Below are 26013 nucleotides of genomic sequence, written 5' to 3' on the forward strand. Positions count from 1 at the left end.
CTCAGCGGCGCTCGTGGGGGAGTACCTGCTTGAGTCGCTCGACCGGATTCTGCGCGGGGACCTCGTTGTAGGCCCCGGCGAGCTCCTGCCCCGACAGGGAATGGATCGCCGTCATGATCTCGTCGGTCGCGAGACGTCGGGCGCGTCCGGACGACGCGGGACCGTGCGGCGAGAGGTCGATCGCGTCGCCGTAGCGGATCGTCACGCGAGGCGAGAGTCGCGGCCACTTCGCACCCACCGGCATGGCCTCGTTGGTCCCGACGATGCCGACCGGCACCACGCGGGCTCCGGTCTCCAGCGCGAGGAAGGCGACGCCTGTGCGCCCCTTGTAGAGGCGGCCGTCGAGGGAACGCGTCCCCTCGGGGTACAGGGCGATCGCCTTGCCCGACTGCAGGATGCGTCGCTGCTGGTCGAGGGCGTCCAGCGCCGCCTGGCCGGCGCCGCGACGGACCGGCGTCGCCCCCAGGGCGCGGAAGAAGCGGTTGCTGATCCATCCCTTCAGGCCGCCACCCTCGAAGTAGCTCGACTTCGCCAGGAAGTAGACCGGACGCGGTGCGAACAGCGGCAGCACGAACGAGTCGATGAAGCTCAAATGATTGCTCGCGAGGATGATCGGGCCCGTGCGCGGGATGTGATGCGCGCCCTCGATGCGCGGGCGGTAGATGAGCCGCGCGAGCGGTCCGAAGCCCCAACGCACCAGGTAGTACAGGGCGCCGGCGCGCGCGAGTTCGTCGTCGGCGTCCTCGGCGGGGGGCTCGGGCGCGGTCGCTTCGGTCACCAGAAGAGGGTACTGCTTCTCCCATGCGGAGCCGGACATGGCGGGTGCCCACAGACCTCACACCCCGGACAAAAGAACATGGGGGAGGATGGGGGCATCCCTGCTCTCTGTATGTGAGGTCTTTCCGTGCGTCTTCGTCCCCTCGCCGCTCTCTCCGCCGCCGCAGCGACGGCCCTGCTGCTCGCCGGCTGCGCCACCGGGCAGGCGGCGCCCGAACCGACGGAGACCGCGGCGGCGGCTGACCTCTGCAGTGCGGCGGCGCCTTCGGGAGCGGCGTCGGACTCCGTGACGGTGGACGGTGACGTCGGGACACCCTCGAAGGCGACGTTCGAGCAGCCGCTCGAGCCGAAGGAGCTGGAGGTCACCGTCCTCGACGACGGATCCGGCGATGCGATCGAGGCGGGCACGTTCGTCTCCTACGCGATGACCGCGTACAACGCCGAGACCGGGGAGGAGCTCGCGACGATCGGCTACGAGCCCGGTGAGTTCCTGCCGTCCCAGCTGTCGGCCGACACCGTCCTGGGGCAGGTCTTCGGATGCGGCCGCGTCGGCCAGCGCGTCGTCGCCACCTTCCCGGCGACCGACAGTGCGCGCGCCGAGGTGTACGTCCTCGACCTGCTCGCGACCGTGCCGACGGCCGCGTGGGGCGAGCCGCAGGACGCACCCGAAGGATTCCCGGCGGTCACCCTGGGCGACGACGGCGCGCCGTCGGTCGCCATCCCCGAGGGCGAGGAGCCGCCGAGCGAGACCGAGATTGCGACCATCAAGCAGGGCGACGGATACGAGGTGCAGGAAGGCGACTACGCCCTCATCCAGTACACCGGCGTCCGCTGGTCGAACGGTGAGACCTTCGACTCGACCTGGCAGAACGGCGCACCGATCGCGTACCCGACGACGAACTACGTCGAGGGGTTCCAGAAGGCGCTCGAGGGCCAGAAGGTCGGTTCGCAGGTGCTCGTCGTCATCCCGCCCGCCGAGGGCTACGGCGAGGGCGAGATCAACGAGACCGACCTGAAGGGCGAGACGATCGTCTTCGTCGTCGACATCCTGGGCGCGCAGTCCGCGACCGCCGGGGCCGCCACCGAGTGACCGCTCCCGCCGCGACGCCGCCGATAGGGTGAGGAGCATGCGACGCATCCTGATCCTGGGTTCCACCGGTTCGATCGGGACACAGGCGCTCGATGTCATCCGCGCCAACCGTGACCGCTTCGAGGTCGTCGGGCTCGCCGCAGGGACCGACCGCGAGGGCATGCTCGCCCAGGCGGAGGAGTTCGGCGTGGCCGAGACGGCGCTCGGCGCCGACGAGGCGGAGCAGCTCGTCCGCGGCGTGGCGGCCGATGTGGTCCTCAACGGCATCACCGGATCGGTGGGGCTCGGGCCCACGCTCGCCGCGCTGGAGACGGGCGCGGTGCTCGCGCTCGCGAACAAGGAATCCCTCATCGTCGGCGGGCCGCTCGTCACCGAGATCGCGGCGCCCGGTCAGATCGTGCCGGTCGACTCGGAGCACTCCGCGATCGCGCAGGCGCTGCGGTCGGGGACGCACGACGAGGTGCGCCGACTGGTCCTGACCGCGTCGGGCGGTCCGTTCCGTGGACGCGCGCGCGCCGAGCTGGTGGACGTGACGCCCGCGCAGGCGCTCGCCCACCCCACCTGGGACATGGGACGCGTCGTCACGACGAACTCCGCGACGCTCGTGAACAAGGGCCTCGAGGTCATCGAGGCGCACCTGCTGTTCGACGTCCCTCTCGATCGCATCGACGTCACCGTCCACCCGCAGTCGATCGTCCACTCCATGGTGGAGTTCGTCGACGGATCGACGATCGTCCAGGCCTCGCCGCCCGACATGCGGCTGCCGATCTCGCTGTCGCTGGACTGGCCGCGACGGGTCGCGGGGGTCGGGGCTCCGCTCGACTGGACGACCTCCTCGTCGTGGACGTTCGAGCCGCTGGATGCCGAGGCGTTCCCGAGCGTGGACCTCGCCAAGCAGGTCGGCCGCGCCGGCGGCACCTACCCGGCGGTCTTCAACGCGGCCAACGAGCAGGCCGTCGACGCCTTCCACGAGGGGAGGCTCCCGTTCCTCGGCATCGTGGAGACGATCGCCCGTGTCATCGAGGCGCACGATGCCCCCGCGCAGTTGACGCGGGACACCCTCGCCGACGCCGAGCGCTGGGCGCGCGAGCGCGCCGACCGCCTCATCGGCTGATCGCGGACCCCGCCCGCATCACTCGGGCGTCGGCCAGCCCGACGCCTGGAGCGCCGCGCGTCCCGCCGCTTCGGCGTCGAAGGGCGTGCGCACCCCGGCGATCTCGCGGTAGTGCTGGTGTCCCGGCCCCGCCCAGAGGATGGCGTCCTCGTCGCCGGCGAGGGCGACGGCGGCCGCGACCGCGTCTTCGGGCGGTGTCACCTCGTGGATGACGGCGTCGGGTCGCGCGGCAAGGGCTCCGTCGATGAGCGCCCTCCGGATGGTCGCCGGATCCTCGGAGCGGGGGTGCTGATCCGTGATGAACAGCACGTCGCTCCCGAGGGCCGCTGCGCGCCCCATGTCGGCGCGCTTGGTCGTGTCGCGGTCGCCGTTCGCGCCGCACACCATGATGACCTTCCCGGCGGTGACGCGACGGACCGCTTCGAGGGTCTTCGCGAACGCGTCGGGGGAGTGCCCGAAGTCGAGGAAGAGGGCTGGTCCCGTCGGACCCGACAGACGCTGGATGCGACCGGGCAGGTTCGCCTCGATCCGGCGCCCACCGACCAGGTCGACGAGAGCGGACCACTCCCATCCGGCGGTCAGCAGCATGACGATGGCGAGCGCGGCGTTCGAGGCCATGTGGGGTCCGATGACGGGCACGGTCGTCGTGAGCGCGCCGGCGGGTCCCGTCAGGGTGAAGGTCGTGCCGTCATGGCGCTCGCCGACGATGTCGACGCGCCAGTCGGCGGCGAGGCCCGGATCCTCGGCGATGGCGGGCGTGAGGACCGTGGTGACGGGGATGCCGGCACGCTCGGCGATCGCCGACCCCGCTGGCTGGTCGACGCAGACGACGGCGCGCCGAGCCCGGAGGGGCTCGAACAGGGCGGCCTTCGCGTCGAGGTACTCCGCCATGTCGCGGTAGTCGTCGAGGTGATCGTGCGAGAGGTTCGTGAAGCCGGCCACGTCGAAGACGAGCCCGTCGACGCGGTGCCGCGTGAGCGCCTGGGCGCTCACCTCCACGAGGATCGCCTCCACATCGCGTTCCCGCATGAGGGCGATGAGCGCGTGCATCTCGGACGCCTCGGGTGTCGTGAGCCGGGACGGGACGACGTGGCCCGCGATGTGGCGCTCGGCGGTGGACGACATGCCCGTCACGACGCCGAGGCCGTGCAGCATCCCCTCCATCAGATGGGTGACGCTCGTCTTGCCGTTGGTCCCCGTGACGGCGAGCATCGGGGGCAGGGCGCTGTCTGCGCCGGTGCCGTAGATCCAGGCGGACACCTCGCCGAGGACGGCGCGCGGATCGTCCACGACGAGCACGGGGACGACGGCGTCTGCGATGAGGTCAGCGCCGGCATCATCGGTGAGGATCGCGACCGCGCCCTGCTCCACCGCGTGGGACGCGAGCTCGGCACCGTGCCGGTTGGCGCCCTGCACGGCGACGAACAGCTCTCCCGAGCGGAGGTCCGCGGTCGCGAGCGTGACGCCGCGCACGGTGAGTCCCGACAGGTCATGGGTGCTCGACGCCCCGACGTGTGCGGCGAGATCGGCGAGCGGCCGGGTCGGCGGCGCCGAGGGACGGAGGACGGGCGGCATCGGGGAGGCGTTCGTCATGGTCCTCCCATCATCCCACCCGGCCTCCGACCGGTCGGGTCTCAGACGCGTCGACGGTTCAGCAGCGCGACGACGAGAGCGGCCGCGCCGAGGACCAGCGCGCCTCCGGCGAGCCAGGTCGCCGTCGCATCGGCCGCCGGAGCGGTGGCTGCGGCGGGCTCGGCGTCGGCTGCGGCGTCGCCGTGGTCCTCGCCGTGGTCCGAGGATCCGGTCTCGGACGCGGCGCCGACGGCGACGAGCGGTGCGGGGGACTCGAGCTCGTCGGGATCCTGCCCGTCCTCGGCGATCTCGCTCCACGCGGTCTCCGCGGTGCCGCATTGCTGGACGACGGGGAATGCGACGTCCGTACCGCCGGCATCCGACGAGAACAGCGCGTCGAACGCGACCGTGGCCGACAGCCCGTCCTCGACCGGCGTGACGGCGGTGTAGGTGATCCGGGTCGGGACACCGTTCTCACCCAGCTCGCGGTCGATGGTCCACGCGCCGTCGACGATGGGGGTCGCGTTGTCGACGGCGTCCGGGATGTCGAACACCAGGGCGGTCGTCGCCGCGCCGTCGCAGCCGTGGCTGAAGGTGAAGTCGAGTCTGCTGGTGGCGCCCGCCGCCGCGCCATCGGCGTGGACGTGGACGTGGGCGGATGCCGCGAGTGGTGCAGCGAGGACGAGGGCACCGCCGATGGCGGCACCGGTGAGGGCGAGCGCCGAACGGCGCGGGGCACGAGTGGTCATGGGTTTCTCTCCAGAGCGGGGCGGCGGGGTGCCGCCGGGGGTGATGAGCGGTTCGTCGCCGGTCGGCGACGCGCTCAGCAGGGCGGTCCGCGCCGGGAGAGATCGGAGACGAAGAGTGCCGGGACCGGAGCCGGTGCGACGGTCGCCGGGACGGCGAGCGGGACGGCCGGGTGGGGCGAGGTGGGGAGCGTTCGTCGCAGGAGGCTCCGGATGCCCGCGGCGACGGCTCGCAGCATCCGTTCGCCGTGGCAGACGGCCAGGACGGTCACGACCGCTGCGATCGCGTGTCCGCCGAGCATGGCTGCGTCCGGGGCGGGCGAGGCGGCACCGGGCGCGAGCAGGAGCGGTGCGTGGAGGTGTCCGTGCGCGCCGGCGGCGCTCGGTGCGGCGTCGCCGACCATCGCGAAGGCGCCGTGCAGCATCGCCTGCGCCGCGACGACGGCCAGACCCGTCCGGGGTGCCGAGGCGGCGCGGCCGACGATCACGAGCGCGACGGGCCAGGCCAGGAGGATGACCGCCGCGACGAGCCACGGCGGCGGTGCGGATCCGCCGGCCACCGTGTGCGCGGCCGCTGCGGCCACGGTCGCGACGGCGGCCGCCGCGCCGGCGCGGATCGCCCGGCCGCGTCGGGTGTCGCGCGCTCCGGGGGTCACGCACTCCACACTAGTTTCCGGCGACGCTCGCGGCGTCTCGCGCGCCTGTCCCAGCGGCGCATTCATAGCGGGCGGGGGTAGCGTGTCGGCTCGTGACCGTTCTCGCATTCGTCATCGGCGTCCTCGTGCTGGTGGTCGGCCTCGCCGTGTCCATCGCGCTGCACGAGATCGGGCATCTCGCTCCGGCCAAGGCCTTCGGGGTCCGCGTGGGGCAGTACATGATCGGGTTCGGACCGACCGTCTGGTCGCGCCGGATCGGCGAGACCGAATACGGATTCAAGCTCCTGCCGCTGGGTGGATACATCTCGATGGCCGGCATGTACCCTCCGTCGCGCGACGCCGCGGACGCCCGCAAGGGACGCCCGCCTCGCCGTCGCCGTCTGTTCGAGACACTCATCCAGGATGCGCGGACCGTGAACGATCAGACCCTCGAGGGCGACGGCGCCGGGCGGGCCTTCTATCAGCTGTCCGTCTGGAAGCGCGTGGTCATCATGCTCGGCGGGCCTGCCATGAACCTCATCCTGGCGATCGTGCTCTTCGCGATCATGTTCTCGGGGATCGGCGTCCAGACCGCCACGACCACCGTCGCGTCCGTCAACGAATGCGTCCTGCCCGCCGGCTCGTCGCAGACCGAGTGCGCGCCGGGCGACACCGTCGCACCGGCGGCGGCCGCCGGCATCCGCCCCGGTGATGTGATCCTCTCGGTGGACGGGACCCCCGTCGACACGTTCGCGCAGGCGTCCTCGATCATCCAGGAGTCGCCCGGCGAGGCGGTGCCCATCGTCGTGTCGCGGGACGGTGCCGAGCAGACCCTCGAGGTGACGCCGGTCCTGGCCGAACGCGAGATCGCCCGGGAGGACGGGTCGACCGCGACGGCCGAGGTCGGGTTCGTCGGGATGTCGGCGACGGTCGCGTTCGTCCCGCAGCCGATCTGGGAGGGTCCGGAGGCCGCGATCGATCAGACCGGCCGGGTGGTCGGCATCATCTGGCAGCTCCCCGCGCGGGTCTACCAGACCGCCGTCGACACGGTCACCGGCGCGGGTCGCGACCCGAACGGACCGCTGTCGGTCGTCGGCGCAGGACGTCTCGCCGGAGAGGTCGCCGCGACCGAGGCGCCGATCGTCAACCGGGTGTCCGGCATCCTGGCGCTCCTCGGCTCGCTCAACATCGCCCTCTTCGTCTTCAACCTCATCCCGCTGCTGCCGCTCGATGGCGGGCACGTGGTCGTCGCACTGTGGGACGGCGTGAAGCGGGCGTGGGCGAGGCTGACGGGCCGTCGCGCGCCGCGCCCGGTCGACGCGACGAAACTCGTCCCGATCACCTACGTCGTCGTGATCGGCCTCATCATCATGGGTGGGACGCTCATCCTCGCCGACATCGTCAACCCGGTGCAGCTGCTGGGCTGACCTGAGGGTCACACCTCCACAGGGGCGAGGGCGTGCGCCACGAGGCGCTCGAGCGTCGTCAGGCCGTCGCGGGACAGGATCGACTCGAGGTGTCCCTGCACCGACGCGTAGGCGGGACCGCGGAGCGCGTACACGTCGCCGGTGGTCCCGTCGGCGGCCACGTCCGTGCCGCCGACGCGCACCGTCCCCGGCGCGACGCGCGCGGTGAAGGTGTTGTAGAAGCCGATGGATGCCGGGGTCCCGAACACGTCGACGGTCTTCTGCAGTCCCTGGTGCGGGCTCGCGAGCGGGGCGAGGTCGATGCCCTGAAAGTCCGCCAGGACCTGGTGGCTGAGGCAGACCGCGAGCAGCGGAGCGCCGGCGCCCACTCGGGCCGCCACGACGTCGCGCACGCGCGAGATGCGTGCGCTCGTCGCGTCGCGCGGATCGCCGGGTCCCGGGCCCGAGACGACGAGATCCGCCGCGGCGACCCGCTCGCTCGAGGCCTCGGACCAGTGGGCGATGGCCACCTCGAAGCCGAGGTGACGAAGCTGGTGGGCGAGCATCGTCGTGAACCGGTCCTCGGCGTCGACGACGAGTGCGGTCCGGCCGGCGTAGGGGCCGTCGCCGGCGTCGCCCTGCGGATTCAGCCAGAAGGCCGCGAGGCGGGCGTTGCGCGAGGAGAGCAGCTCGGCGATCGCGGGATCGTCGGCGAGCCTGCGTCGCTCGGCGGTCGGGGCATCCTCATCGACCGCCTCGGCGACCCGGTCGCGCTCGATCGCCCCGATGGCGCCCAGCACGCCCGCCGCCTTGCCGTGGGTCTCGCCCACCTCGCCGTAGGGGTCGGAGTGACGCACGAGCGTCGCTCCGACGGGGACGCGGACGCGACCGTCCACCAGGTACGCCGTGCGGATGAGGATCGGGGCGTCGAGGTCGTGCCCGCCGTCCGGACGCGGGGTGAACAGGGCCGCGACGCCCGAGTAGTAGCCGCGCGGGTGCTGCTCGTGGCGGGCGATGACGGTGCAGGCGTTCTGCATGGGGGAGCCCGTCACGGTCGGAGCGAACATCGTCTCGCGGAGGATGTCCCGGGGGTCCATCGTGCTCGACCCGCGGAGCATGTACTCGGTGTGGGTGAGCCGCGACATCTCCTTGAGGTGGGGCCCGGTGATGCGTCCGCCGTCGCTGCAGACGGCCGACATCATCTTCAGCTCCTCGTCGACGACCATGAACAGCTCCTCGGTCTCCTTCGTGGAGGAGAGGAACTCGGTCAGCGTCTCGGCCGTCGCGCCGCCGGCGGGATGCCGGAAGGTGCCCGAGATCGGGTTCATCGTCACGACGCCGTCCCTGGCGCTCACGTGCGCCTCGGGGCTCGCGCCGACAGCGAGGTGGTCGGGCGTCGACACGAGGAAGGTCCAGTACGCACCGCGCTCGTGCTCGAGGAGCGCGCGGAACCACGTGAGGGCGGCCGTCACCGGGTCACCGCCCACCGCCGCGGTGTAGTCGCGCCGGATGACGAAGTTCGCACCCTCGCCGCGACCGATCTCGTCGGCGATGACCTGCCGGACGATCTCGGCGTAGTCCTCGTCGTCGACGTCGAACCCGGCGTCGGCGAGCGGCACGCGGTCGGTGGGGAGCTGCGCGAGTGCCTCGGCGAGGGGGAGCGCGACGCGCTCCCCGATGATGAGACAGCGCAGCGGTGCACGATCGTCGTGGCACGCGAAGCCGCGTTCGACGACCTGGCGGAACGGCACGAGGGCCAGCACCTCGCGGGGCGTGCCGGTCGCGTCGGTCAGGGGGATGTCCGCGAGCAGCTCGACGTCGACGACGTCACCGGTGAGCACCTCGACCGTCGCGCCGTCGCGGGCGAGGAGGGCGAAGGGGACGCCGCGCGCGGCGAGGTCGGCGAGGATGATCGGGGCGGTGCCGGTCATGGGGGATCTTCCGTTCGGGGCGGTCGCCGCAAAGAGAAACGACCGCCGGCTGTCAGCTCGGGCGGTCGTCGGGTGCACATGGCGTCCGCCTCAGGCGGGGCGCCACCACGTGCGGTTCGCGAACATGGGGCGAACCTACCACAGCGACCCGGCCCTGGACCCGCCGCGCGCACCCACAGCGCCGGGTCAGCCGGCGCGGCCTAGGCTGGTGTCGTGCCAGCAGTCAACATCGGGATGCCCCGCGTGCCGGAGACCCTCGCGCCTCGCCGCAAGAGTCGTCAGATCAAGGTCGGCAAGGTCCTCGTCGGCGGCGACGCCCCCGTCAGCGTGCAGTCGATGACGACGACGCCCACGACGAACATCAACGCCACGCTGCAGCAGATCGCCGAGCTGACGGCATCGGGCTGCGAGATCGTCCGCGTCGCGGTGCCGCATCAGGCCGACGCCGACGTGCTCCACATCATCGCGGCGAAGAGTCAGATCCCCGTGATCGCCGACATCCACTTCCAGCCGCGCTACATCTACACCGCGATCGACGCGGGCTGCGGTGCCGTCCGGGTCAACCCGGGCAACATCCGCGAGTTCGACGGCAACGTCGGCCAGATCGCCGCTGCCGCCAAGGCCGCGGGGGTGTCGCTGCGCATCGGCGTCAACGCCGGTTCGCTCGACAAACGACTGCTCGAGAAGTACGGCAAGGCGACGGCGGAGGCTCTCGTCGAGAGCGCCGTCTGGGAGGCATCCCTCTTCGAGGAGCACGACTTCCACGACTTCAAGATCTCGGTCAAGCACAACGACCCCGTCGTCATGGTCAAGGCGTACCGCATGCTCGCTGAGCGGGGCGACTGGCCGCTGCACCTCGGCGTGACCGAGGCCGGGCCCGCGTTCCAGGGCACGATCAAGAGCGCGACGGCATTCGGCATCCTCCTCGGCGAGGGGATCGGCGACACCATCCGTGTCTCGCTGTCTGCGCCGCCCGCGGAAGAGGTCAAGGTCGGTCACCAGATCCTGCAGTCGCTGAACCTCCGCGAGCGCAAGCTCGAGATCGTCTCGTGCCCGTCGTGCGGCCGCGCGCAGGTCGACGTCTACACGCTCGCCGACAACGTGACGGAGGGCCTGAAGGACATGACCGTGCCGCTGCGCGTCGCCGTCATGGGCTGCGTCGTGAATGGCCCGGGTGAAGCCCGCGAAGCGGACCTCGGCGTCGCGTCCGGCAACGGCAAGGGGCAGATCTTCGTCAAGGGCGAGGTCATCAAGACCGTCCCCGAGGCCGAGATCGTGCAGACGCTCATCGAGGAGGCGAACCGCATCGCCGACGCGATGGGGCCGGATGCCCCCGTCGGGACGGCGCAGGTCGTCACCTCCTGAGGATCCGTCCCGGGCGATATCGGATCGTTGCATGCCGGGATCGCGATGCGATTCCGGCGGGTGCCATGCTCGACATGTGCCCCGAATCGCTCGCATCGTCGTTCCGCTCGTCGCCTTGGCTCTGCTGACGGGGTGCGCACCCGCAGATGAGGTCGCGCCGCAGCCGTCGTCTCCTGCGTCGGTGGCGGCATCCCCCGAACAGCCGTCTCCGACGCCGACGGCCACGCCTCGGACGGAACCGATCCGCCTGTTCGACGGTGACTGCGGCTCGGTGATCGCGTCCGAGACCCTCGACGCGCTCCTCGGCGACGGATGGAAGGACTACGACCAGTGGCTGGCCGAGGATGGTCCAGGTATCCCCGACCGCGTCGCCGCGGCGCCCGAGGGAACCCTCGGTGGCGTCGAATGCCGATGGAAGGCGCCCGACGAATCCGCGTCGGGGCTGTTCGACCTCCGCGTGCTGGCGCTGCCGGCAGGGGCCATGCCGGCGTCCTTCGTGCAGGCGTTCGCGACTCCCGCGTGCGATGCCTCGTACGACTCGCTCGTCTGCCGACTCGTCCGCGTGGAGGACGGCGTCGCGATCCTCGCCGCGACGCTCGCAGCGAGCGAAGAAGAGCGCCACGGCGACGCGCTGACCCGCGGGATCGACGCGGTGGCGGCGTCGGCTCGCGAACAGGGCGTCACGGCTGAGCCCGTCACGCCCACTGACGCGTGGTCGACGAACGGGACGTGCGACGAGGTCGGCGGCGCTGTGGCGGATCTGACCGACGGCACCTTCTCCGCGGGGTACTGGGAAGGGTCCGAGCAACCCGAGCAGACGCTGTTCGCCGAAGCCGGGGTCGCGCAGGACTGCCCTATGTACAGCGACAGCGAGACCATTCCCGAGGATGAGACGTTCCGGATCTTCACGGTGTCGTCCTACCCCGGCGGGCAGTGGATGTGGTCCGATCTCGTCGACGGCGCGACCGCGGTCGAGGTCGACGGCGCCGCCGCGGCCGCATCCTTCGCGACGGCCGACGACGAGGCGGGCGACCTGTACGTGACCGACGGCGTGAACATCCTCATCGTCGGAGGTGCAGACGTCGCCTTCAACATCGACGTTGCAGAACGGGTCCTCGCGCGCTCAGTCGAGTAGCGCCGACTCCACTCGCCGCGCTCGTCAGCTCCAGAGGGAGTGGTACGCGTTGATCGCCGGCTGTCCGCCGAGGTGCGCGTATAGGACCGTGGAGTCCTTCGGGATGTCGCCGCTCTGCACGAGGTCGATGAGCCCGGCGAGCGACTTGCCCTCGTAGACCGGGTCGGTGATCATCGCTTCGAGCTGCGCGCCGAGGGCCATGGCATCCAAGGTCGATTCGACCGGGAGACCGTACAGCTCGCCCGCCCAGCCCTCGAGCACCTGGATCTCGTCGTCGCGCAGGTCCCGCCCGAGTTCGATGAGCTCTGCGGTGTTCCGCGCGATGCGGGCCACCTGGTCGCGGGTCTTCTGCAGGGTGGCGGATGCGTCGATGCCGATGACACGACGCCGGACGCCGGTGAGCTCCTCGAGTGCCGCGAACCCGGCGATCATCCCGGCGTGGGTGGATCCGGTGACTGTGCAGACGACGATCGTGTCGAAGAAGACGCCGAACTGCTGCTCCTGCTCAGCGACCTCGAAGGCCCAGTTCGCGAAGCCGAGGCCGCCGAGGCGGTGCTCGGATGCGCCGGCAGGGATCGGGTAGGGGGTGCCACCGGCATCCTCCACGTCCTGCAGTGCCTGCTTCCAGGAGTCCCGGATGCCGATGTCGAACCCGGCGTCGTCGAGGCGCGAGTCAGCGCCCATCATGCGCGAGAGCAGGATGTTGCCGACCTTGTCGTTGACTGGCTCGTCCCACGGCACCCACTTCTCCTGCACGAGGCGCGCCTTGAGTCCGAGGTGCGCGGCGACGGCCGCGACCTGTCGGGTGTGGTTCGACTGGTAGCCGCCGATCGAGACGATCGTGTCGGCACCGCTCGCGAGCACGTCCGGGACGATGTACTCGAGCTTGCGCGTCTTGTTGCCGCCGAAAGCGAGGCCGCTCGAGACGTCCTCGCGCTTGGCCCACACCTGCGCGCCGCCGAGGTGCTGCGTCAGTCGCTTCAGGTGCTGCAGGGGGCTCGGCCCGAAGGTCAGCGGGTGGCGGGGGAACTGGTCGAGGATCACGGGGTCTCCTGGGGTGTGGTGTCGGTGAGCAGGTCGAGCCAGAGGCCTTCGGCGACGGATGCCGCGGCGTGCGCGTCACGGGCAGTGCAGTGTCGGATGAGGTCGGCATGTCGGGACGCGGATGCTGACGCGTCATGAGATCCGAAGCGCAGACGCTCGGCGCGTTCGAGGACGGGACCGTAAAGGGCGAGGACGGTGCGCACCGCTGCGTTCGAGGCACGCTCCACCGCGACGGCGTGGAACGCACGGTCCGCAGCGAGGGCTGCGTCGGTGTCACCGGCGGCGTGCGCAGCGACGAAGGCGTCGTTGGCCTCCCGCATCCGCTGGATGTCGCCGTCGGTGAGCAACGGGGTCGCCTCGACGACCGCGACGCGATGCATGGCGGCGACGACCGCGGCGGCGTCCTGCACGTCCCGACCCTCGACAGGGGAGACGACGGTCGACCGCCCGGGGAGCGCCTGGACGAGCCCGGAGCGGGCGAGGTCGAGGAGCGCCTCGCGGACGGGGGTGCGGGAGACGCCGAGCCAGACGGCGAGCTCGGCGTCGCGGAGCTGCTCGCCGGGCGCCAGCGTCCCGTCGACGATGGCGTCGCGGAGGCGCGTGCGGACCTCATCGCGCAGCAGCGGGCGCGGCGGCGAGGCTGTGGCGGGAACCGGCATGCAATATATTGCAGCGGGTTCGACGCCGCGATGCAAATCCTGCCGCCTCAGACCGCCGTGAACTCCGTCGTCCCCGTGGCGATGTCGGTCCGCGTCAGGCGCACTCGCACCAGGCTCCCCGGTGCGCCATGACCTTGTGCCACAGTCGCCTCGACGGGCGGTTGCGTCAGGGCGATGCGCGCACCGTCGTCGAGGCGCCGGAGCACCACGGCCTCGAAGACCTCGCCCTCTCGGCCGTGCAGGAGCGCGGCCTCGACACGATCGACGGCGCCGGCGTCCAGACGCCCGGCGAGCTGCGACGACCGCCCCATGATCGAGGGCAGCTCATCGAGCGTCGACCGCACCTCGTTCGGGACCTCCCGCCCGTTCGCGAGCGCCTCGCAGACCAGCAGCGCCCAGCGATCGACGAGGCGTCGCAGTGGTGCCGTCACGTGCGCGTACGGGGCGGCGATCGCCGCCTGCACCGTGAGCTCGGGCAGCTCGCCGTCGAACGCGGCGTAGCCGGCGCCTCGGAACAACCCCGCGGCGTGCTCGCGGACGACGCGGCCGAGCGGCGTCCGCGGCAGGTCCCGGAGGTAGTCGCCGTACGAGACGCCCTCAACCCACGGGAGGCCGAATCCCACGGTCTGCGCACGGAAGGCCGCGACGTCCTCATCGGATGCCGGGGGCATCGTCCGGAGGATCCCCACCCGCCCCGCGATCATCAGCTCGGCGGCCGCCATGCCGGTCATGAGCGAGACCTGCGCGTTCGCGTCCTCGAGGGCCACCCCATCGTCGACTTCGAGCGTGTAGCCGTCCGCCGACGGGGCGATGCGGGTCTCGGGGAGGTTCAGACTCGCCCCGCCCCGCTCGCTCTCGCGACGCGCTCGCTCCTCCCCGAACCAGACGAGGTGTCGCAACGTGTCTGGCGCGGTCCCGTCCTCCACTGCGCGCTGGGCGTCGACGTACGACCACTGCGCCCGAGAGCGGATGATCGCTCGAGTAAGGGTCGTCGATGTGGGGCGGGCACCGGCATCCATCTCGAAGCGCCAGACGAAGGCGCGGCGGTCGCGGTCCGGCAGCAGGGAGGCCGCGTCCTCGCTCAGGACGGCGGGATGCAGGGGCACGCGACCGTCCGGGGCGTAGATCGTCTGCCCCCGTCGGCGGGCCTCGGCATCCACCGCGCCCCCGAGGGTGACGTAGGCGGGGACGTCGGCGATCGCGTAGTGCAGGACCGCGCCGTCGCCCGTGCGCTCGATGTGCATCGCCTGGTCGAGGTCGGTCGAGCCCTCCGGGTCGATCGTCAGGAACGGGATGCCGCGCAGGTCGACGAGCCCCGCCGCCGCCGGATCGGTCGGCACGGCGGTCGCGGCGTGCTCGGCCTCGGCCTGCACGTCTGCGGGGAATGCGTCCGGCAGCGCGAGCTCGTCGCGGAGGGCGCCGAGCGCATCCTTGAGCTCCGATTGGGCCGGGGAGACGAGGCGAGCACGACGGTGGGGCACGCGGCCAGTGTAGGACTCGGGATGCGATCGGAGGCGATTGAGGTCGTCTGTCCAGCGGGTGCATAACGCGGACGCATACCGTCGTCGGCATGAGCAAGCTCTCTCGACTGATCGGCATGGCCTCGAAGGCCCTCGACAAGACGTCCGGCTCGTCCGAAGCCGGCCGCACGTCCGGTGCGTCCGGAGATTGGCGGTCGGTCGTCCGATCCGCCGCAGACGCCATCACGGGTGACAGCCGCTCCCAGGGTGCGCCGCCGGCGCAGGGGCACACGTCGCCCGGCTCGCGGGGCGCATACACCCCGCCGCCTGCGCCGGCGGCATCCGCCTCGCACGGCCGCTACGCACCCCCGCCCGCGTCCGGTTCGGCCGGTGCCCTCGCGCCGGCGGACCGTCAGGCGATCGCGCGGTACGACTACCTCATGCAGACCGCTGACCCGCATCAGGTCGAGCAGATCCACCACGAGGCCTTCGGGCGGCTGACCCCTGAGCAGCGGGCGCACGTACAGGCGCGGATGGCGGCGGAGCTCCCGGCGCACGAGCAGCCGCGTTCCGCCGACCCGGCTGATCTGGCGCGCGCCGCCGCGCGGACCGAGGCCTCCCGGCCCGGGATGCTGAAAGGGCTGTTGGCCCATGCGAGCGGCCGAGGGGGCACCGGTTCCGGTATGGGACGCGTCGCCGGCGGCGCCGCGCTCGGTGCAGGCGCAGGCATCCTCGGCGCGGTCGCGGGCGGTGCGATCGTCACCGCCGTCGCAGGACCGCTGCTCGCCCAGGCCGCCGGGCTCGGGGTCGACTTCGACGCGCTCGCGCAGGGTGTCGACCTCGATGCACTCGCACAGGGAGCCGATCTGGAGGGTCTCGCGGGGGATGCGCTCTCCGGCGTCGGCGACCAGGTCTCGGGTCTCGGCGAGCAGGTGTCGGGATTCGGTGAGAACCTCGGCGGCTTCGAGATCGCGGGCCTCGGCGACATCTTCGGGCGCTGAGCGCGGCGTCTCGTCAGAACACCGCCCCGCCGGGTGCGGCCGCGTCGACCTCGACGTCGAGGGACACGCGGACGGCGATCGTGACGGCGTCGACGATCTCGTCGAAGGGGAGCGACGGCATCCCCTCAGGCGCCGTCTCCGCGGCCCACGGCACGTGGACGAAGCCCGCGCGGACGGACGTACCCGCGGTCGCGTGGAGCGCGGCGTACATCGTCGCGTTGCAGACGAACGTGCCGGCGGTGTGCGAGACCGACGCGGGGATGTCGGCAGCGCCGATCGCGGCCCGGATCGCCTTGACGGGGAGGGTCGCGAAGTAGGCCGTCGGGCCGCCCTCGACGACCGGCGCATCCTGCGGGCGGGCGCCGGCGTTGTCCGGGAGCCACGCGTCGGCGAGGTTGACCGCGACGCGCTCGGGGGTCACCGCGTGCCGCCCGCCCGCCAGTCCGGTGGCGATGACGATCTCGGGTCGCTGCTCCTCGAGGAGTGCGGCCAGCCGTGCCGTCGCGCCGTCGAAGGTCACCGGCAGGACCTCGACGACCAGACGCTCCGGCCCGGCCCAACGTTCGGCGACCGCACGGACCGCGTCCCCGGACGGGTTCACGGCATCGCCGGCGAAGGGCTCGAATCCGGTCAGCAGGACGGTCCGCATCCCTCCAGGCTAGGCGTCCCGTCGCCACGTGCGCAGTCCCCGCGCATCTAGACTTGACCCTCGTGGTCACCCGTCTCTCGACATACTTCCTCCGCACGCTCCGCGACGACCCGGCCGACGCCGAGGTCACCAGCCACCGCCTGCTGGTCCGCGCCGGATACATCCGTCGCGCCGCGCCAGGCATCTTCACGTGGCTGCCGCTGGGCCTGCGTGTGAAGGCCAAGCTCGAGCAGATCATCCGTGACGAGATGGCGGCAGCGGGAGCCTTCGAAGTCCACTTCCCGGCGCTGCTGCCCCGAGAGCCCTACGAGGCGTCGGGCCGCTGGACCTCGTACGGCGACGGCATCTTCCGCCTGCAGGACCGCAGGGGCGCCGACTACCTGCTCGCGCCGACCCACGAGGAGATGTTCACCCTCCTCGTGAAGGACCTGTACTCGTCGTACAAGGATCTGCCGCTGACGATCTTCCAGATCCAGGACAAGTACCGCGACGAAGCCCGTCCCCGCGCGGGCCTCCTGCGTGGACGCGAGTTCACGATGAAGGACGCCTACTCGTTCGACTACACCGACGAGGGGCAGGATGCCTCGTACCAGTCGCAGCGCGACGCCTACGAGCGCATCTTCCAGCGCCTCGGGATGGAGTACGTCATCGTCGCGGCCGACAACGGCCTCATGGGCGGTGCGCGGAGCGAGGAGTTCCTTCACCCCATCCCCGTCGGCGAGGACACGTTCGTGCGTTCCGCCGGTGGATACGCGGCCAACGTCGAGGCCTTCGTGACCGTCGCTCCGGAGGCGCTGCCGGTGCCCGACGGACAGCCCGTCGTCTTCGACTCGCCGAACACGCCGACGATCGAGACCCTCGTCGCCCACAGCAACGCGCACCTCGACGCCCCCGCCCCGGGTGTCGCCGGTCCCGCCACCGACGGCGCCACCGCGTGGACGGCGGCGCACACGCTGAAGAACGTCGTCCTCGCCCTGACCCACCTGGACGGCACGCGCCAGCTGGTCGTCGTGGGGCTGCCCGGCGATCGCGACGTCGACGACAAGCGCGCCGAGGTCGCCTTCGCCCCCGCAGCCGTCGAAGCCGCCACCGAGGCGGACTTCGCGAAGCACCCCGGCCTGGTCAAGGGGTACATCGGACCGTGGTCGACCGAGGGCGCCGTGCTCGGCGAGGAATCGGCCACCGGCATCCGCTATCTCGTCGATCCCCGCGTCGCCGTGGGCACCGCCTGGGTCACCGGTGCGAACGTGCACGAGCAGCACGCGCACTCGGTCGTGTTCGGCCGCGACTTCACCGCTGACGGCGTCATCGACATCGCCTCGGTGCGCGCGGGGGACCCCGCGCCGGACGGTTCGGGCCCGGTCGAGCTCGCCCGCGGCATGGAGATCGGTCACGTCTTCCAGCTCGGCCGCTTCTTCGCCGAGGCGCTCGGACTCAAGGTGCTCGACGAGAACGGCAAGCTCGTGACGGTCACGATGGGCTCCTACGGCATCGGCGTGACCCGCATCCTCGCGATCCTCGCTGAGCTGAACAACGACGACCGCGGTCTCGTCTGGCCCGAGTCGGTCGCCCCCTTCGACGTGCACGTCGTCGCCACCGGGCGAGACGCCGTGGCGTTCGACCTGGCGGAGAAGCTCAGTGCGGACCTCGAGGCAGCCGGCAAGGACGTGCTCCTCGACGACCGCCCGAAGGTGTCTCCGGGCGTGAAGTTCGGCGACGCCGAGCTGGTCGGCGTGCCGCACATCGTCATCGTCGGCCGCGGCGCTGCCGAGGGTCAGGTCGAGCTCTGGGACCGCCGGACGGGCGAGCGCACCTCGGTCGCCGCCGACGAGGCGGTCTCCGCCCTCACGCGCTGACCTTCCGTCACCGGACACAGGGCCTCCGTTCACCCGCGGGCTCCCGGATCGTGACAGCCTGGGTGGATGTCGCCGAGTTCCGCATCCTCTCTCGACGGTGACGTCACGGACGCCATCCGCACCCTCCTCACCGATGCCGGCGTCGAGGAGAACGCCGACCTCGTCGCGCGCATCATCGCGACGGGCGTCGGGCTCGGTGTGGACGCCACCGACCGTCTCGACCTGAAGATCGCGTCGGCGGCGCTCGGCGAGATGCGCTCCGCGTTCGGACTCTTCGCCCCCTACCGGTCCTCGCCGAAGGTCACGATCTTCGGGTCTGCCCGGACGCGGGCGAACGATCCGCTCTACCGTGCCGCGGCCGAGGTCGCCTCGGCCCTGGCGGCGCAGGGCTGGATGGTCGTCACCGGCGCCGGACCCGGCATCATGCAGGCCGCCGCGGAGGGCGCCGGTCCCGACCACTCGCTGGGGGTGTCGATCCGCCTGCCGTTCGAGGAGAAGCCGAACGCCGTCATCGCCGAGGCCGACCGGGTCGTCGCGATGAAGTACTTCTTCACGCGCAAGCTCATGCTCGTGAAGGAGTCGCGCGGGTTCGTCTGCGTTCCGGGCGGATTCGGCACGCTCGACGAGCTGTTCGAGCTGCTCACCCTCCAGCAGACGGGCAAAGCCGAGCCGACCCCGATCGTGCTCCTGGATGCCCCGGGCGGGACGTTCTGGAGCGGGCTCGAACGGTTCGCCGACGACCACCTGATCCCGTCCGGTGTGATCTCGCCCGACGATCTCGACCGCGTCCTCGTCACGGACTCGGTGGAGACCGCGGCATCGGAGATCACCGGCTTCTGGCGCAACTACGACTCGCTGCGCTGGATCGGTTCCCGCCTCATCCTCCGACTCTGCGCAGAGCCCACCGACGCCGAGGTCGCGGAGCTCAGCGAACGCTTCTCGCACCTCCTGGCCGGCGGTCGCATCGAACGCACGTCGCCGCTGCGCCGGGAGCGCCAGGACAAGGACCGCCTGCATCTGCCGCGCCTGATGATGGACTTCGACCGCCGCCGCATCGGCGAGCTCCACCACCTCATCCGCGCGATCAACGCGCTCGAATCGGCTCCGGTCGCCACCCCGCCGACGGAGCCTCACACCGTAGCCTGAGCGCATGCCACGGACGCCGCGTCCCACCCTCGTCGCAGCGGCCGTCGCGGCCGGTGCGCTGATGCTCGCGTCGTGCGGGCCGGGCGAACCCGCGCCCGTGCCGTCGACCGGTGCCGCCGTGACCGTCTTCCTGCACCAGAACCGGTCGGACGAGCCGCAGCGCAAAGCGCAGCTGCGCGTGGCGAACGACTCCGATGCGACGCTCGACATCGCCCGACTGCGCCTCGTCGACGACCGGCTCCGCGACGAGATCACGCGCGACGCGCGACCGCTGGGGGAGGGTGAGTCCTACGACTTCGCGGTGCTGCTGCCCGGGGTCGCGTGCGGGGAGGCTGACCGCGCTCGCCTGTGGGAGCTCACCCTGACCGACGGCACGGTGCTCCGGGGCGACCTGCACGACTCGCTCGGCTTCCTGGGTCGACTGCACGAGCGCGAGTGTCTCGCCGCCGACGTGCAGCGGTCGGTGCGGGTGGCGTGGGGCGAGCTCCGCGTCGCGGGCGACGACCGTGCGGTCCTCCCGCTCCGGATCGAGCGCGTCGGCGGTGCGGACGCCGCGCGGATCGTGGCCGTGCAGTCGACGAATCTGCTGCAGTTCGGGCCCGGCGTCTCCCGGTTCCCCGTGCCGCAGGGCGCGTCGGTCGTGGACGTGCCGCTCGTGCCGCAGCGCTGCGACCCGCACGTCGTCGCGGAGGACAAGCGGGGGACTGTCTTCACCGTCGAGGTGGAGCTGGCCGGCCGTGCCGGCGAGATCGAGGTCGCGGCGGGGGAGCGGGGCCGCGGACGCATCCTCAGCTGGGTCGCCGAGGTCTGCGGCTTCGGTCGCTGACGCTCAGAGTTTGGCGTAGCGGGAGCGCAGGAAGCAGAAGGCGGCGTAGACCACCAGCCCGAGACCGATCAGGAAGACGAGGAACGGTCCCAGCATCTGTTCGAGCAGTGCCTGGATGGCGGCGTCGAAGCCACCCGCCGCGGCGGGTTCCTGCTTGACCGCGGCCACGACGAGGAGCACGCCGACGATCGTCACCGACGCACCTTTGCCGAGGTAGCCGACGACACCGGTCCACGTCACCACCGCGCCCATGGGCCCGGGAGGAATGCGGACCTGCTTGTCGAACGAGCGCCTGACGCCGATCGAGGCGAACACGAGGCCGCCGACGCCGAGGCCGACGCCCGCCGCCGCGACGACGAAGACGCCGCCTGGCGTGGCGAGCAGTCCCCGGGTCACCTCCTGCGCGCTGCGGTCGCCGTCGGGCCGCGCGCCGAGCGCGACCGTGACGGCGATCGCGGCGAGACCGGTGTACACGACCGCCTGCCCGAGCGCGCTCAGCCGCCGGCCCCAGGCCGCACCGTCCGTGCCTCGCGCGAGCACCCCGCGCAGCAGTTGGTACAGCCCCAGGGCGGCGAGGAGCAGCCCCAGGATCCAGACGGCGGCGAGGCCGAGCGGGGCGGCGACGAGCGCCTTGAACACCCCCGCCTGGTCCGACTCGCCGCGGCCGCCGAAGGCGATCACGATGACGAGCACGCCGAACAGCAGGTGCACGACGCCGTTGGCCGCGTACCCGCCTCGGGCGAGTCCCTTCGCCACGGGCGAGCGCTGCACCGTCCGGGCGGCGTCTTCGGCGGCATCCGTCATCCGTCGATCTTCTCAGGTCGCGCCACGCCGGATCGAGTAACGTTGATGGGATGCCGCGACGCACCGGATGACCGGACGCGTTCGCGGCGACGTGTTGAGCAACTGAACAAGGGAGGCACCTATGGACATCGACCTGGGGCTGCTGCGGACTGTCGAGCGAGAGCGGGAGATCCCGTTCGATGAACTGATCCGGATCATCGAGCAGGCCATCCTGACCGCGTACGCGAAGCACACGTCTCCCGACGGCGAACTCCCCGAGGGCGCCCGCGCCCACCTGGACCGCAAGACCGGCCACGTCGCCGTCTACGTCCCCCTGCGCGATGAGGACGACGTCGTCATCGGCGAGGAGGAGTCCACGCCCGACGACTTCGGCCGCATCGCGGCCTTCGCCGCGAAGCAGGTCATCAGCCAGCGCCTCCGCGACATCGCCGACGACGCGGTGCTCGGCGAGTTCAAGGGCAAGGAAGGCGACATCGTCGCGGGCGTCGTCCAGCAGGGACCGAACCCGCGAATGGTGCACGTCGACCTCGGGACGGTGGAGGCGATCCTCCCGCCGGAGGAGCAGGTTCCCGGCGAGACCTATGCCCACGGCTCGCGTGTCCGCGTCTACGTGACCTCCGTGTCCAAGGGTCTGAAGGGACCGCAGATCACCGTCTCGCGCACCCACCCGGGCCTCGTCCGCAAGCTCTTCGCCCTCGAGGTGCCCGAGATCGCGTCCGGCGTCGTCGAGATCGTCTCGCTCGCACGTGAGGCGGGGCACCGCACCAAGATCGCCGTGAAGGCGAACGACCCGTCCATCAACGCCAAGGGCGCCTGCATCGGCGAGCTCGGCCGTCGGGTGCGCGCCGTGACGGAGGAACTCGGCGGCGAGAAGATCGACATCGTCGACTACGACGAGACGCTGCCGAAGTTCGTCGCGAACGCGCTGTCGCCGGCCAAGGTGACCTCGAGCTTCGTCCTCGACCAGGCGACCAAGGCCGTCCGGGCGCTGGTTCCGGACTACCAGCTGTCGCTCGCGATCGGCAAGGAAGGGCAGAACGCCCGGCTGGCCGCGAAATTGACCGGCGCGAAGATCGACATCCAGCCCGACAGCATTCTCGACGAGTCCTGACGCGGTAGGATGGAACCTGTTCGAACGTGCGTGGGATGCCGCGCGCGTGCCCCCCGGTCCTCGTTGCTCCGCATCGTGGCCAGGGACGGTGCCCTCGTCATCGACGAGAAGGCCGTCCTGCCGGGTCGGGGCGCGTGGGTGCATGACACGGACACATGCGTGAGCACCGCCCTCAAGCGGCGCGCATTCGGACGAGCACTACGGGTATCCGCTCCGCTGGCGACAGCGGCCGTGGATGCGCGGACCACCAGAGAATCCCTCCAGCGAAACGGCTGAACGGCTATGGACACAAAGTGAACGGCTCGAAATGAGACCCGTCCGCGAATGACGGTCCGCCCTGTCCGGGGCGGGCCCCAGACAGGAGAATTGTGGCAAAACCACGCGTGCATGAGATCGCTTCCGAGCTCGGCGTCGACAGCAAGATCGCCCTCGCGAAGCTGAAGGAGCTCGGCGAATTCGTCAAGAGCCCTTCGTCCACCATCGAGCCCCCCGTGGCTCGCAAGCTCCGTGCCGCCCTCGAGGCGGAAGGTGTGAAGGCGTCTGCCGTCGCGCCCGCGAAGCCCGCCGCCAAGGCACCGGCATCCGGTGCCACCCCCGGCCCTCGTCCGTCGGCTCCCAAGCCCGCTCCGGCTCCCGAGCCGGCGGCGCCCGCCGCCGCGGCTGAGCCGGTCGCGCAGACGCCTGCTCCGGCCGCGCCGGCCGCAGCAGACTCCGGCGCGCCGAAGCCGGGCGCCCCGTCGCCCGCGCCGGCACCCGGCAAGCCCGGCTCCCAGCCGCCTCGTCCGGGCGGCGCTCCGCGCCCCGGCAACAACCCCTTCGCCAGCTCGCAGGGCATGGGCCAGCGTCCCGCCGGCCCGCGTCCGGGCAACAACCCCTTCGCCTCGGCGCAGGGCATGGGCCAGCGTCCCACGCCCGGCAACATCCCGCGGCCGCAGGCTCCGCGTCCCGGCGCACCCCGTCCGGGTGCACCGCGTCCCGGTGGCGCGGGTCGTCCCGGTGGCGGCGGTCGTCCCGGTGCTCCGTTCCAGCAGCGTCCCGGCGGTCCCGGACGTCCCGGCGGCGCCGGTGGCTTCGGTGCTGCGCGCCCCGGTGGCGCGCCCGGCGGCGGTTTCGCCGGTCGTCCCGGTGGCGGCGGCGGCCGCGGCCGTGGACCCGGCGGCGGTACCGCAGGAGCCTTCGGCAAGGGCGGCGGCAAGTCCAAGCAGCGCAAGTCGCGTCGGGCGAAGCGGCAGGAATTCGAGATGCGGTCGGCGCCGGTCGTCGGCGGCGTCAACGTCTCCAAGGGCAACGGCGAGATCATCCGCCTGCGTCGCGGCGCGTCGATCTCGGACTTCGCCGATAAGCTCGAGGCCCTGCGCGGCTACAACGTGCAGCCCGGCACGCTCGTGACGATCCTCTTCAACCTCGGCGAGATGGCCACGGCCACCGAGTCGCTGGATGAGGCGACGTTCGAGATCCTCGGTGAGGAGCTCGGCTACAAGATCCAGATGGTGTCTCCCGAGGACGAGGACAAAGAGCTCCTCGAGGGCTTCGGCCTCGACCTCGAGGCCGAGCTGGAGGCGGAGAGCGAGGACGACCTCGAGATCCGTCCTCCCGTGGTCACCGTCATGGGCCACGTCGACCACGGTAAGACGCGACTGCTCGACGCGATCCGTCAGACCAACGTCGTCGCCGGTGAGGCGGGTGGCATCACCCAGCACATCGGTGCCTACCAGGTGTGGACCGAGCACGAGGGCATCGAGCGTGCGATCACCTTCATCGACACCCCGGGTCACGAGGCGTTCACCGCCATGCGTGCCCGTGGTGCGCAGGTGACCGACCTCGCGATCCTCGTGGTCGCGGCCGACGACGGCATCATGCCGCAGACGGTCGAGGCACTGAACCACGCGCAGGCGGCGAATGTCCCGATCGTGGTCGCGGTCAACAAGGTCGACAAGCCCGACGCGAACCCCGCGAAGGTCCGTCAGCAGCTCACCGAGTACGGCCTGGTCGCCGAGGAGTACGGCGGCGACGTCATGTTCGTCGACGTGTCGGCTCGCCAGGGCACCAACATCCAGGAACTGCTGGATGCCGTCCTCCTCACCGCCGATGCGGGTCTGGACCTCACGGCCAACCCGAACAAGGCGGCTCGTGGTGTCGCGATCGAAGCCAAGCTCGACAAGGGTCGCGGTTCGGTCGCCACGGTGCTGATCCAGTCCGGAACGCTCCGCGTCGGTGACGCGATCGTCGCAGGAACGGCCTACGGCCGCGTCCGCGCCATGATCGACGAGAACGGCGACGCCGTGGACGAGGCCTACCCGTCGCGTCCCGTGCAGGTGCAGGGTCTGAACTCCGTGCCCCGCGCCGGTGACGTCTTCATCGTCACCGAAGAGGACCGCATGGCCCGCCAGATCGCTGAGAAGCGTGAAGCGGTCGAGCGCAATGCCCAGCTGGCCAAGGCCCGCAAGCGCATCTCGCTCGAGGACTTCACCCGCGCGCTCGAAGAGGGCAAGGTCGAGTCGCTCAACCTCATCATCAAGGGTGACGTCTCGGGTGCCGTCGAGGCCCTCGAGGAGTCGCTCCTCAAGATCGAGGTCGACGACAGCGTGCAGCTGCGCATCATCCACCGCGGTGTGGGTGCCGTCACCGAGTCGGACATCAACCTGGCGACGATCGACAACGCGATCGTCATCGGCTTCAACGTCCGGCCCGACACGAAGGCCCGCGAGCGTGCCGCCCGCGAGGGTGTGGACGTCCGGTTCTACTCGGTCATCTACAACGCGATCGACGACGTCGAGCAGTCCCTCCAGGGCATGCTCAAGCCGGAGTTCGAAGAGGTCCAGTCGGGTGTCGCCGAGATCCGCGAGGTGTTCCGCTCCTCGAAGTTCGGCAACATCGCCGGTGTCATCGTCCGCTCGGGAACGATCACGCGAAACGCCAAGGCGCGGGTCATCCGCGACGGTGTCGTGCTCGCCGACGGCCTGGCCATCGAGTCGCTGCGCCGCTTCAAGGACGACGTCACCGAGGTCCGTACGGACTTCGAGGCCGGTATCGGTCTCGGCAAGTACAACGACATCCAGGTCGGCGACGAGATCGAGACGACCGAAATGGTGGAGAAGCCGCGCGGCTGATCCACGGCGTTGCTACGGCGATGGATGCCGCCGGGATAACGGGACCCCCAAGACCCCGACTATCCCGGCGGCATCCATCGCCTCCGCACTTCCTCCGTCAGCTGATCGCGGGCGGGGGAGAACAGAAGGAGAAGGACTATGGCCGGGGAACGGCAGGCACGGCTGGCGGACCGCATCCGCGTGCTCATCGCGGAGCGCCTCGAGAAGGGGCTGCGCGACCCGCGGCTCGGTTTCGTCACCATCACCGACGTCCGCGTCACCGGTGACCTGCAGCACGCGTCCGTGTTCTACACCGTCTACGGCGACGACGCCGCCCGTGCCGACTCGGCCGCGGCGCTGAAGGCCGCGACGGGGATGCTGCGCAGCGAGGTCGGGCGACAGCTCGGCACGCGGCTGACGCCGACCCTCGAGTTCATCCTCGACGGCCTCCCCGAGAACGCCGGTCACATCGAGGACCTTCTCCGCGAGGCCCGCGAGCGCGACGCGGCGGTGGCGGGGATCGCGGCATCCGGCAGCTACGCCGGAGAAGCGGATCCTTACGTCAAGCCCCGCGAGGACGACGAGGACTGAGCCGCC

The 26013-nt window shown here is 71.3% G+C and carries 23 protein-coding genes; 13 read left to right on the plus strand and 10 right to left on the minus strand.

Annotated elements, in window-relative coordinates; all coding sequences use genetic code 11:
• Window position 1 precedes the first annotated feature (1 nt).
• Complete coding sequence (locus KZX17_RS08815; RefSeq protein ID WP_248172197.1) at window positions 2–778, minus strand: lysophospholipid acyltransferase family protein; 777 nt, start codon at window positions 776–778, stop codon at window positions 2–4.
• Window positions 779–904: 126 nt separating this feature from the next.
• Here KZX17_RS08815 and KZX17_RS08820 point away from each other — a divergent pair, with 126 nt between their 5' ends.
• A complete protein-coding gene (locus KZX17_RS08820) occupies window positions 905–1867 on the plus strand; it encodes an FKBP-type peptidyl-prolyl cis-trans isomerase (protein WP_248172199.1) in 963 nt (320 codons plus the stop codon).
• Window positions 1868–1904: 37 nt separating this feature from the next.
• The gene (gene dxr, locus KZX17_RS08825; protein ID WP_248172201.1) at window positions 1905–2981 is read left to right on the plus strand and encodes a 1-deoxy-D-xylulose-5-phosphate reductoisomerase; all 1077 of its coding nucleotides are present in this window, start codon (window positions 1905–1907) and stop codon (window positions 2979–2981) included.
• 18 nt (window positions 2982–2999) lie between these two features.
• On the opposite strand, the gene KZX17_RS08830 is transcribed toward dxr, so the two are convergent.
• The 3 genes from KZX17_RS08830 to KZX17_RS08840 all read right to left on the minus strand — a co-directional run bounded on the left by KZX17_RS08830 (window position 3000) and on the right by KZX17_RS08840 (window position 5955).
• A complete protein-coding gene (locus KZX17_RS08830) occupies window positions 3000–4574 on the minus strand; it encodes a Mur ligase family protein (RefSeq protein WP_248172203.1) in 1575 nt (524 codons plus the stop codon).
• 41 nt (window positions 4575–4615) lie between these two features.
• Complete coding sequence (locus KZX17_RS08835; RefSeq protein WP_248172205.1) at window positions 4616–5302, minus strand: DUF1775 domain-containing protein; 687 nt, start codon at window positions 5300–5302, stop codon at window positions 4616–4618.
• A gap of 74 nt (window positions 5303–5376) precedes the next feature.
• Window positions 5377–5955 (minus strand): hypothetical protein, encoded by a 579-nt coding sequence (locus KZX17_RS08840; RefSeq protein ID WP_248172207.1) that lies wholly within the window; start codon window positions 5953–5955, stop codon window positions 5377–5379.
• A gap of 92 nt (window positions 5956–6047) precedes the next feature.
• Here KZX17_RS08840 and KZX17_RS08845 point away from each other — a divergent pair, with 92 nt between their 5' ends.
• Window positions 6048–7361: a M50 family metallopeptidase gene (locus tag KZX17_RS08845; RefSeq protein WP_248172209.1), complete on the plus strand. Its 1314-nt coding sequence runs from the start codon at window positions 6048–6050 to the stop codon at window positions 7359–7361.
• An 8-nt stretch (window positions 7362–7369) separates the two neighbouring features.
• Here KZX17_RS08845 and KZX17_RS08850 read toward each other — a convergent pair whose 3' ends face one another.
• A complete protein-coding gene (locus KZX17_RS08850) occupies window positions 7370–9271 on the minus strand; it encodes an anthranilate synthase family protein (RefSeq protein WP_248172211.1) in 1902 nt (633 codons plus the stop codon).
• A 234-nt stretch (window positions 9272–9505) separates the two neighbouring features.
• Here KZX17_RS08850 and ispG point away from each other — a divergent pair, with 234 nt between their 5' ends.
• Entirely contained in the window at window positions 9506–10636 is a 1131-nt protein-coding gene (gene ispG / locus KZX17_RS08855) for a flavodoxin-dependent (E)-4-hydroxy-3-methylbut-2-enyl-diphosphate synthase (RefSeq protein ID WP_248174767.1), read from the plus strand.
• Between the two features lie 76 nt (window positions 10637–10712).
• Window positions 10713–11771: a hypothetical protein gene (locus KZX17_RS08860; protein WP_248172213.1), complete on the plus strand. Its 1059-nt coding sequence runs from the start codon at window positions 10713–10715 to the stop codon at window positions 11769–11771.
• Between the two features lie 24 nt (window positions 11772–11795).
• On the opposite strand, the gene KZX17_RS08865 is transcribed toward KZX17_RS08860, so the two are convergent.
• From KZX17_RS08865 to KZX17_RS08875, 3 genes are read right to left on the minus strand one after another with little or no spacing between them, the layout of a single operon-like run.
• Entirely contained in the window at window positions 11796–12815 is a 1020-nt protein-coding gene (locus tag KZX17_RS08865) for a 1-aminocyclopropane-1-carboxylate deaminase (RefSeq protein ID WP_248172215.1), read from the minus strand.
• Window positions 12812–13474, minus strand: coding sequence for a GntR family transcriptional regulator (locus KZX17_RS08870; RefSeq protein ID WP_248172217.1), 663 nt, complete (start codon window positions 13472–13474; stop codon window positions 12812–12814). The genes KZX17_RS08865 and KZX17_RS08870 overlap by 4 nt, the downstream gene beginning before the upstream one ends.
• 47 nt (window positions 13475–13521) lie before the next feature.
• Entirely contained in the window at window positions 13522–14955 is a 1434-nt protein-coding gene (locus KZX17_RS08875; protein WP_248172219.1) for an RNB domain-containing ribonuclease, read from the minus strand.
• A gap of 89 nt (window positions 14956–15044) precedes the next feature.
• Between KZX17_RS08875 and KZX17_RS08880 the strand changes: the two genes are divergently transcribed.
• Complete coding sequence (locus KZX17_RS08880; RefSeq protein WP_248172221.1) at window positions 15045–15935, plus strand: DUF3106 domain-containing protein; 891 nt, start codon at window positions 15045–15047, stop codon at window positions 15933–15935.
• A 13-nt stretch (window positions 15936–15948) separates the two neighbouring features.
• On the opposite strand, the gene pcp is transcribed toward KZX17_RS08880, so the two are convergent.
• Window positions 15949–16584, minus strand: a complete 636-nt coding sequence (gene pcp, locus KZX17_RS08885) for a pyroglutamyl-peptidase I (RefSeq protein ID WP_248172223.1) — start codon at window positions 16582–16584, stop codon at window positions 15949–15951.
• A gap of 62 nt (window positions 16585–16646) precedes the next feature.
• On the opposite strand from pcp, the gene KZX17_RS08890 reads away from it, so the two are divergent.
• The 3 genes from KZX17_RS08890 to KZX17_RS08900 all read left to right on the plus strand — a co-directional run bounded on the left by KZX17_RS08890 (window position 16647) and on the right by KZX17_RS08900 (window position 20412).
• A complete protein-coding gene (locus KZX17_RS08890) occupies window positions 16647–18440 on the plus strand; it encodes a proline--tRNA ligase (protein ID WP_248172225.1) in 1794 nt (597 codons plus the stop codon).
• Window positions 18441–18506: 66 nt separating this feature from the next.
• Window positions 18507–19586 carry a TIGR00730 family Rossman fold protein gene (locus KZX17_RS08895; RefSeq protein WP_248172227.1) on the plus strand — a complete coding sequence of 360 codons (1080 nt, stop codon included), beginning with the start codon at window positions 18507–18509 and terminating at the stop codon, window positions 19584–19586.
• Between the two features lie 4 nt (window positions 19587–19590).
• Complete coding sequence (locus KZX17_RS08900; protein ID WP_248172229.1) at window positions 19591–20412, plus strand: hypothetical protein; 822 nt, start codon at window positions 19591–19593, stop codon at window positions 20410–20412.
• A gap of 3 nt (window positions 20413–20415) precedes the next feature.
• Here the strand turns inward: KZX17_RS08900 and KZX17_RS08905 are convergent, their stop codons facing one another.
• On the minus strand, window positions 20416–21216 hold the full coding sequence (locus KZX17_RS08905; RefSeq protein WP_248172231.1) for a DUF1206 domain-containing protein: 801 nt from the start codon (window positions 21214–21216) through the stop codon (window positions 20416–20418).
• A 121-nt stretch (window positions 21217–21337) separates the two neighbouring features.
• Here KZX17_RS08905 and nusA point away from each other — a divergent pair, with 121 nt between their 5' ends.
• From nusA to rbfA, 4 genes are all read left to right on the plus strand, one after another.
• Complete coding sequence (gene nusA, locus KZX17_RS08910; RefSeq protein WP_248172232.1) at window positions 21338–22327, plus strand: transcription termination factor NusA; 990 nt, start codon at window positions 21338–21340, stop codon at window positions 22325–22327.
• Between the two features lie 9 nt (window positions 22328–22336).
• Window positions 22337–22603, plus strand: a complete 267-nt coding sequence (locus KZX17_RS08915) for a YlxR family protein (protein WP_248172234.1) — start codon at window positions 22337–22339, stop codon at window positions 22601–22603.
• A gap of 92 nt (window positions 22604–22695) precedes the next feature.
• Complete coding sequence (gene infB / locus KZX17_RS08920) at window positions 22696–25437, plus strand: translation initiation factor IF-2 (protein WP_248172236.1); 2742 nt, start codon at window positions 22696–22698, stop codon at window positions 25435–25437.
• A 138-nt stretch (window positions 25438–25575) separates the two neighbouring features.
• Window positions 25576–26007 (plus strand): 30S ribosome-binding factor RbfA, encoded by a 432-nt coding sequence (rbfA, locus tag KZX17_RS08925; protein WP_248172238.1) that lies wholly within the window; start codon window positions 25576–25578, stop codon window positions 26005–26007.
• Window positions 26008–26013: the final 6 nt, after the last annotated feature.

Source organism: Microbacterium sp. EYE_78 (genome assembly GCF_023149035.1).
Lineage (GTDB): Bacteria > Actinomycetota > Actinomycetes > Actinomycetales > Microbacteriaceae > Microbacterium.

Coding starts and splice junctions, on each gene's coding strand:
- KZX17_RS08905 (WP_248172231.1), bottom strand. CDS start 21,216: ATGACGGATGCCGCCGAAGACGCCGCCCGGACGGTGCAGCGCTCGCCC.
- KZX17_RS08900 (WP_248172229.1), top strand. CDS start 19,591: ATGCCACGGACGCCGCGTCCCACCCTCGTCGCAGCGGCCGTCGCGGCC.
- KZX17_RS08835 (WP_248172205.1), bottom strand. CDS start 5,302: ATGACCACTCGTGCCCCGCGCCGTTCGGCGCTCGCCCTCACCGGTGCC.
- dxr (WP_248172201.1), top strand. CDS start 1,905: ATGCGACGCATCCTGATCCTGGGTTCCACCGGTTCGATCGGGACACAG.
- KZX17_RS08915 (WP_248172234.1), top strand. CDS start 22,337: ATGGAACCTGTTCGAACGTGCGTGGGATGCCGCGCGCGTGCCCCCCGG.
- nusA (WP_248172232.1), top strand. CDS start 21,338: ATGGACATCGACCTGGGGCTGCTGCGGACTGTCGAGCGAGAGCGGGAG.
- rbfA (WP_248172238.1), top strand. CDS start 25,576: ATGGCCGGGGAACGGCAGGCACGGCTGGCGGACCGCATCCGCGTGCTC.
- KZX17_RS08870 (WP_248172217.1), bottom strand. CDS start 13,474: ATGCCGGTTCCCGCCACAGCCTCGCCGCCGCGCCCGCTGCTGCGCGAT.
- KZX17_RS08830 (WP_248172203.1), bottom strand. CDS start 4,574: ATGACGAACGCCTCCCCGATGCCGCCCGTCCTCCGTCCCTCGGCGCCG.
- pcp (WP_248172223.1), bottom strand. CDS start 16,584: ATGCGGACCGTCCTGCTGACCGGATTCGAGCCCTTCGCCGGCGATGCC.
- KZX17_RS08895 (WP_248172227.1), top strand. CDS start 18,507: ATGTCGCCGAGTTCCGCATCCTCTCTCGACGGTGACGTCACGGACGCC.
- ispG (WP_248174767.1), top strand. CDS start 9,506: ATGCCCCGCGTGCCGGAGACCCTCGCGCCTCGCCGCAAGAGTCGTCAG.
- KZX17_RS08850 (WP_248172211.1), bottom strand. CDS start 9,271: ATGACCGGCACCGCCCCGATCATCCTCGCCGACCTCGCCGCGCGCGGC.
- KZX17_RS08880 (WP_248172221.1), top strand. CDS start 15,045: ATGAGCAAGCTCTCTCGACTGATCGGCATGGCCTCGAAGGCCCTCGAC.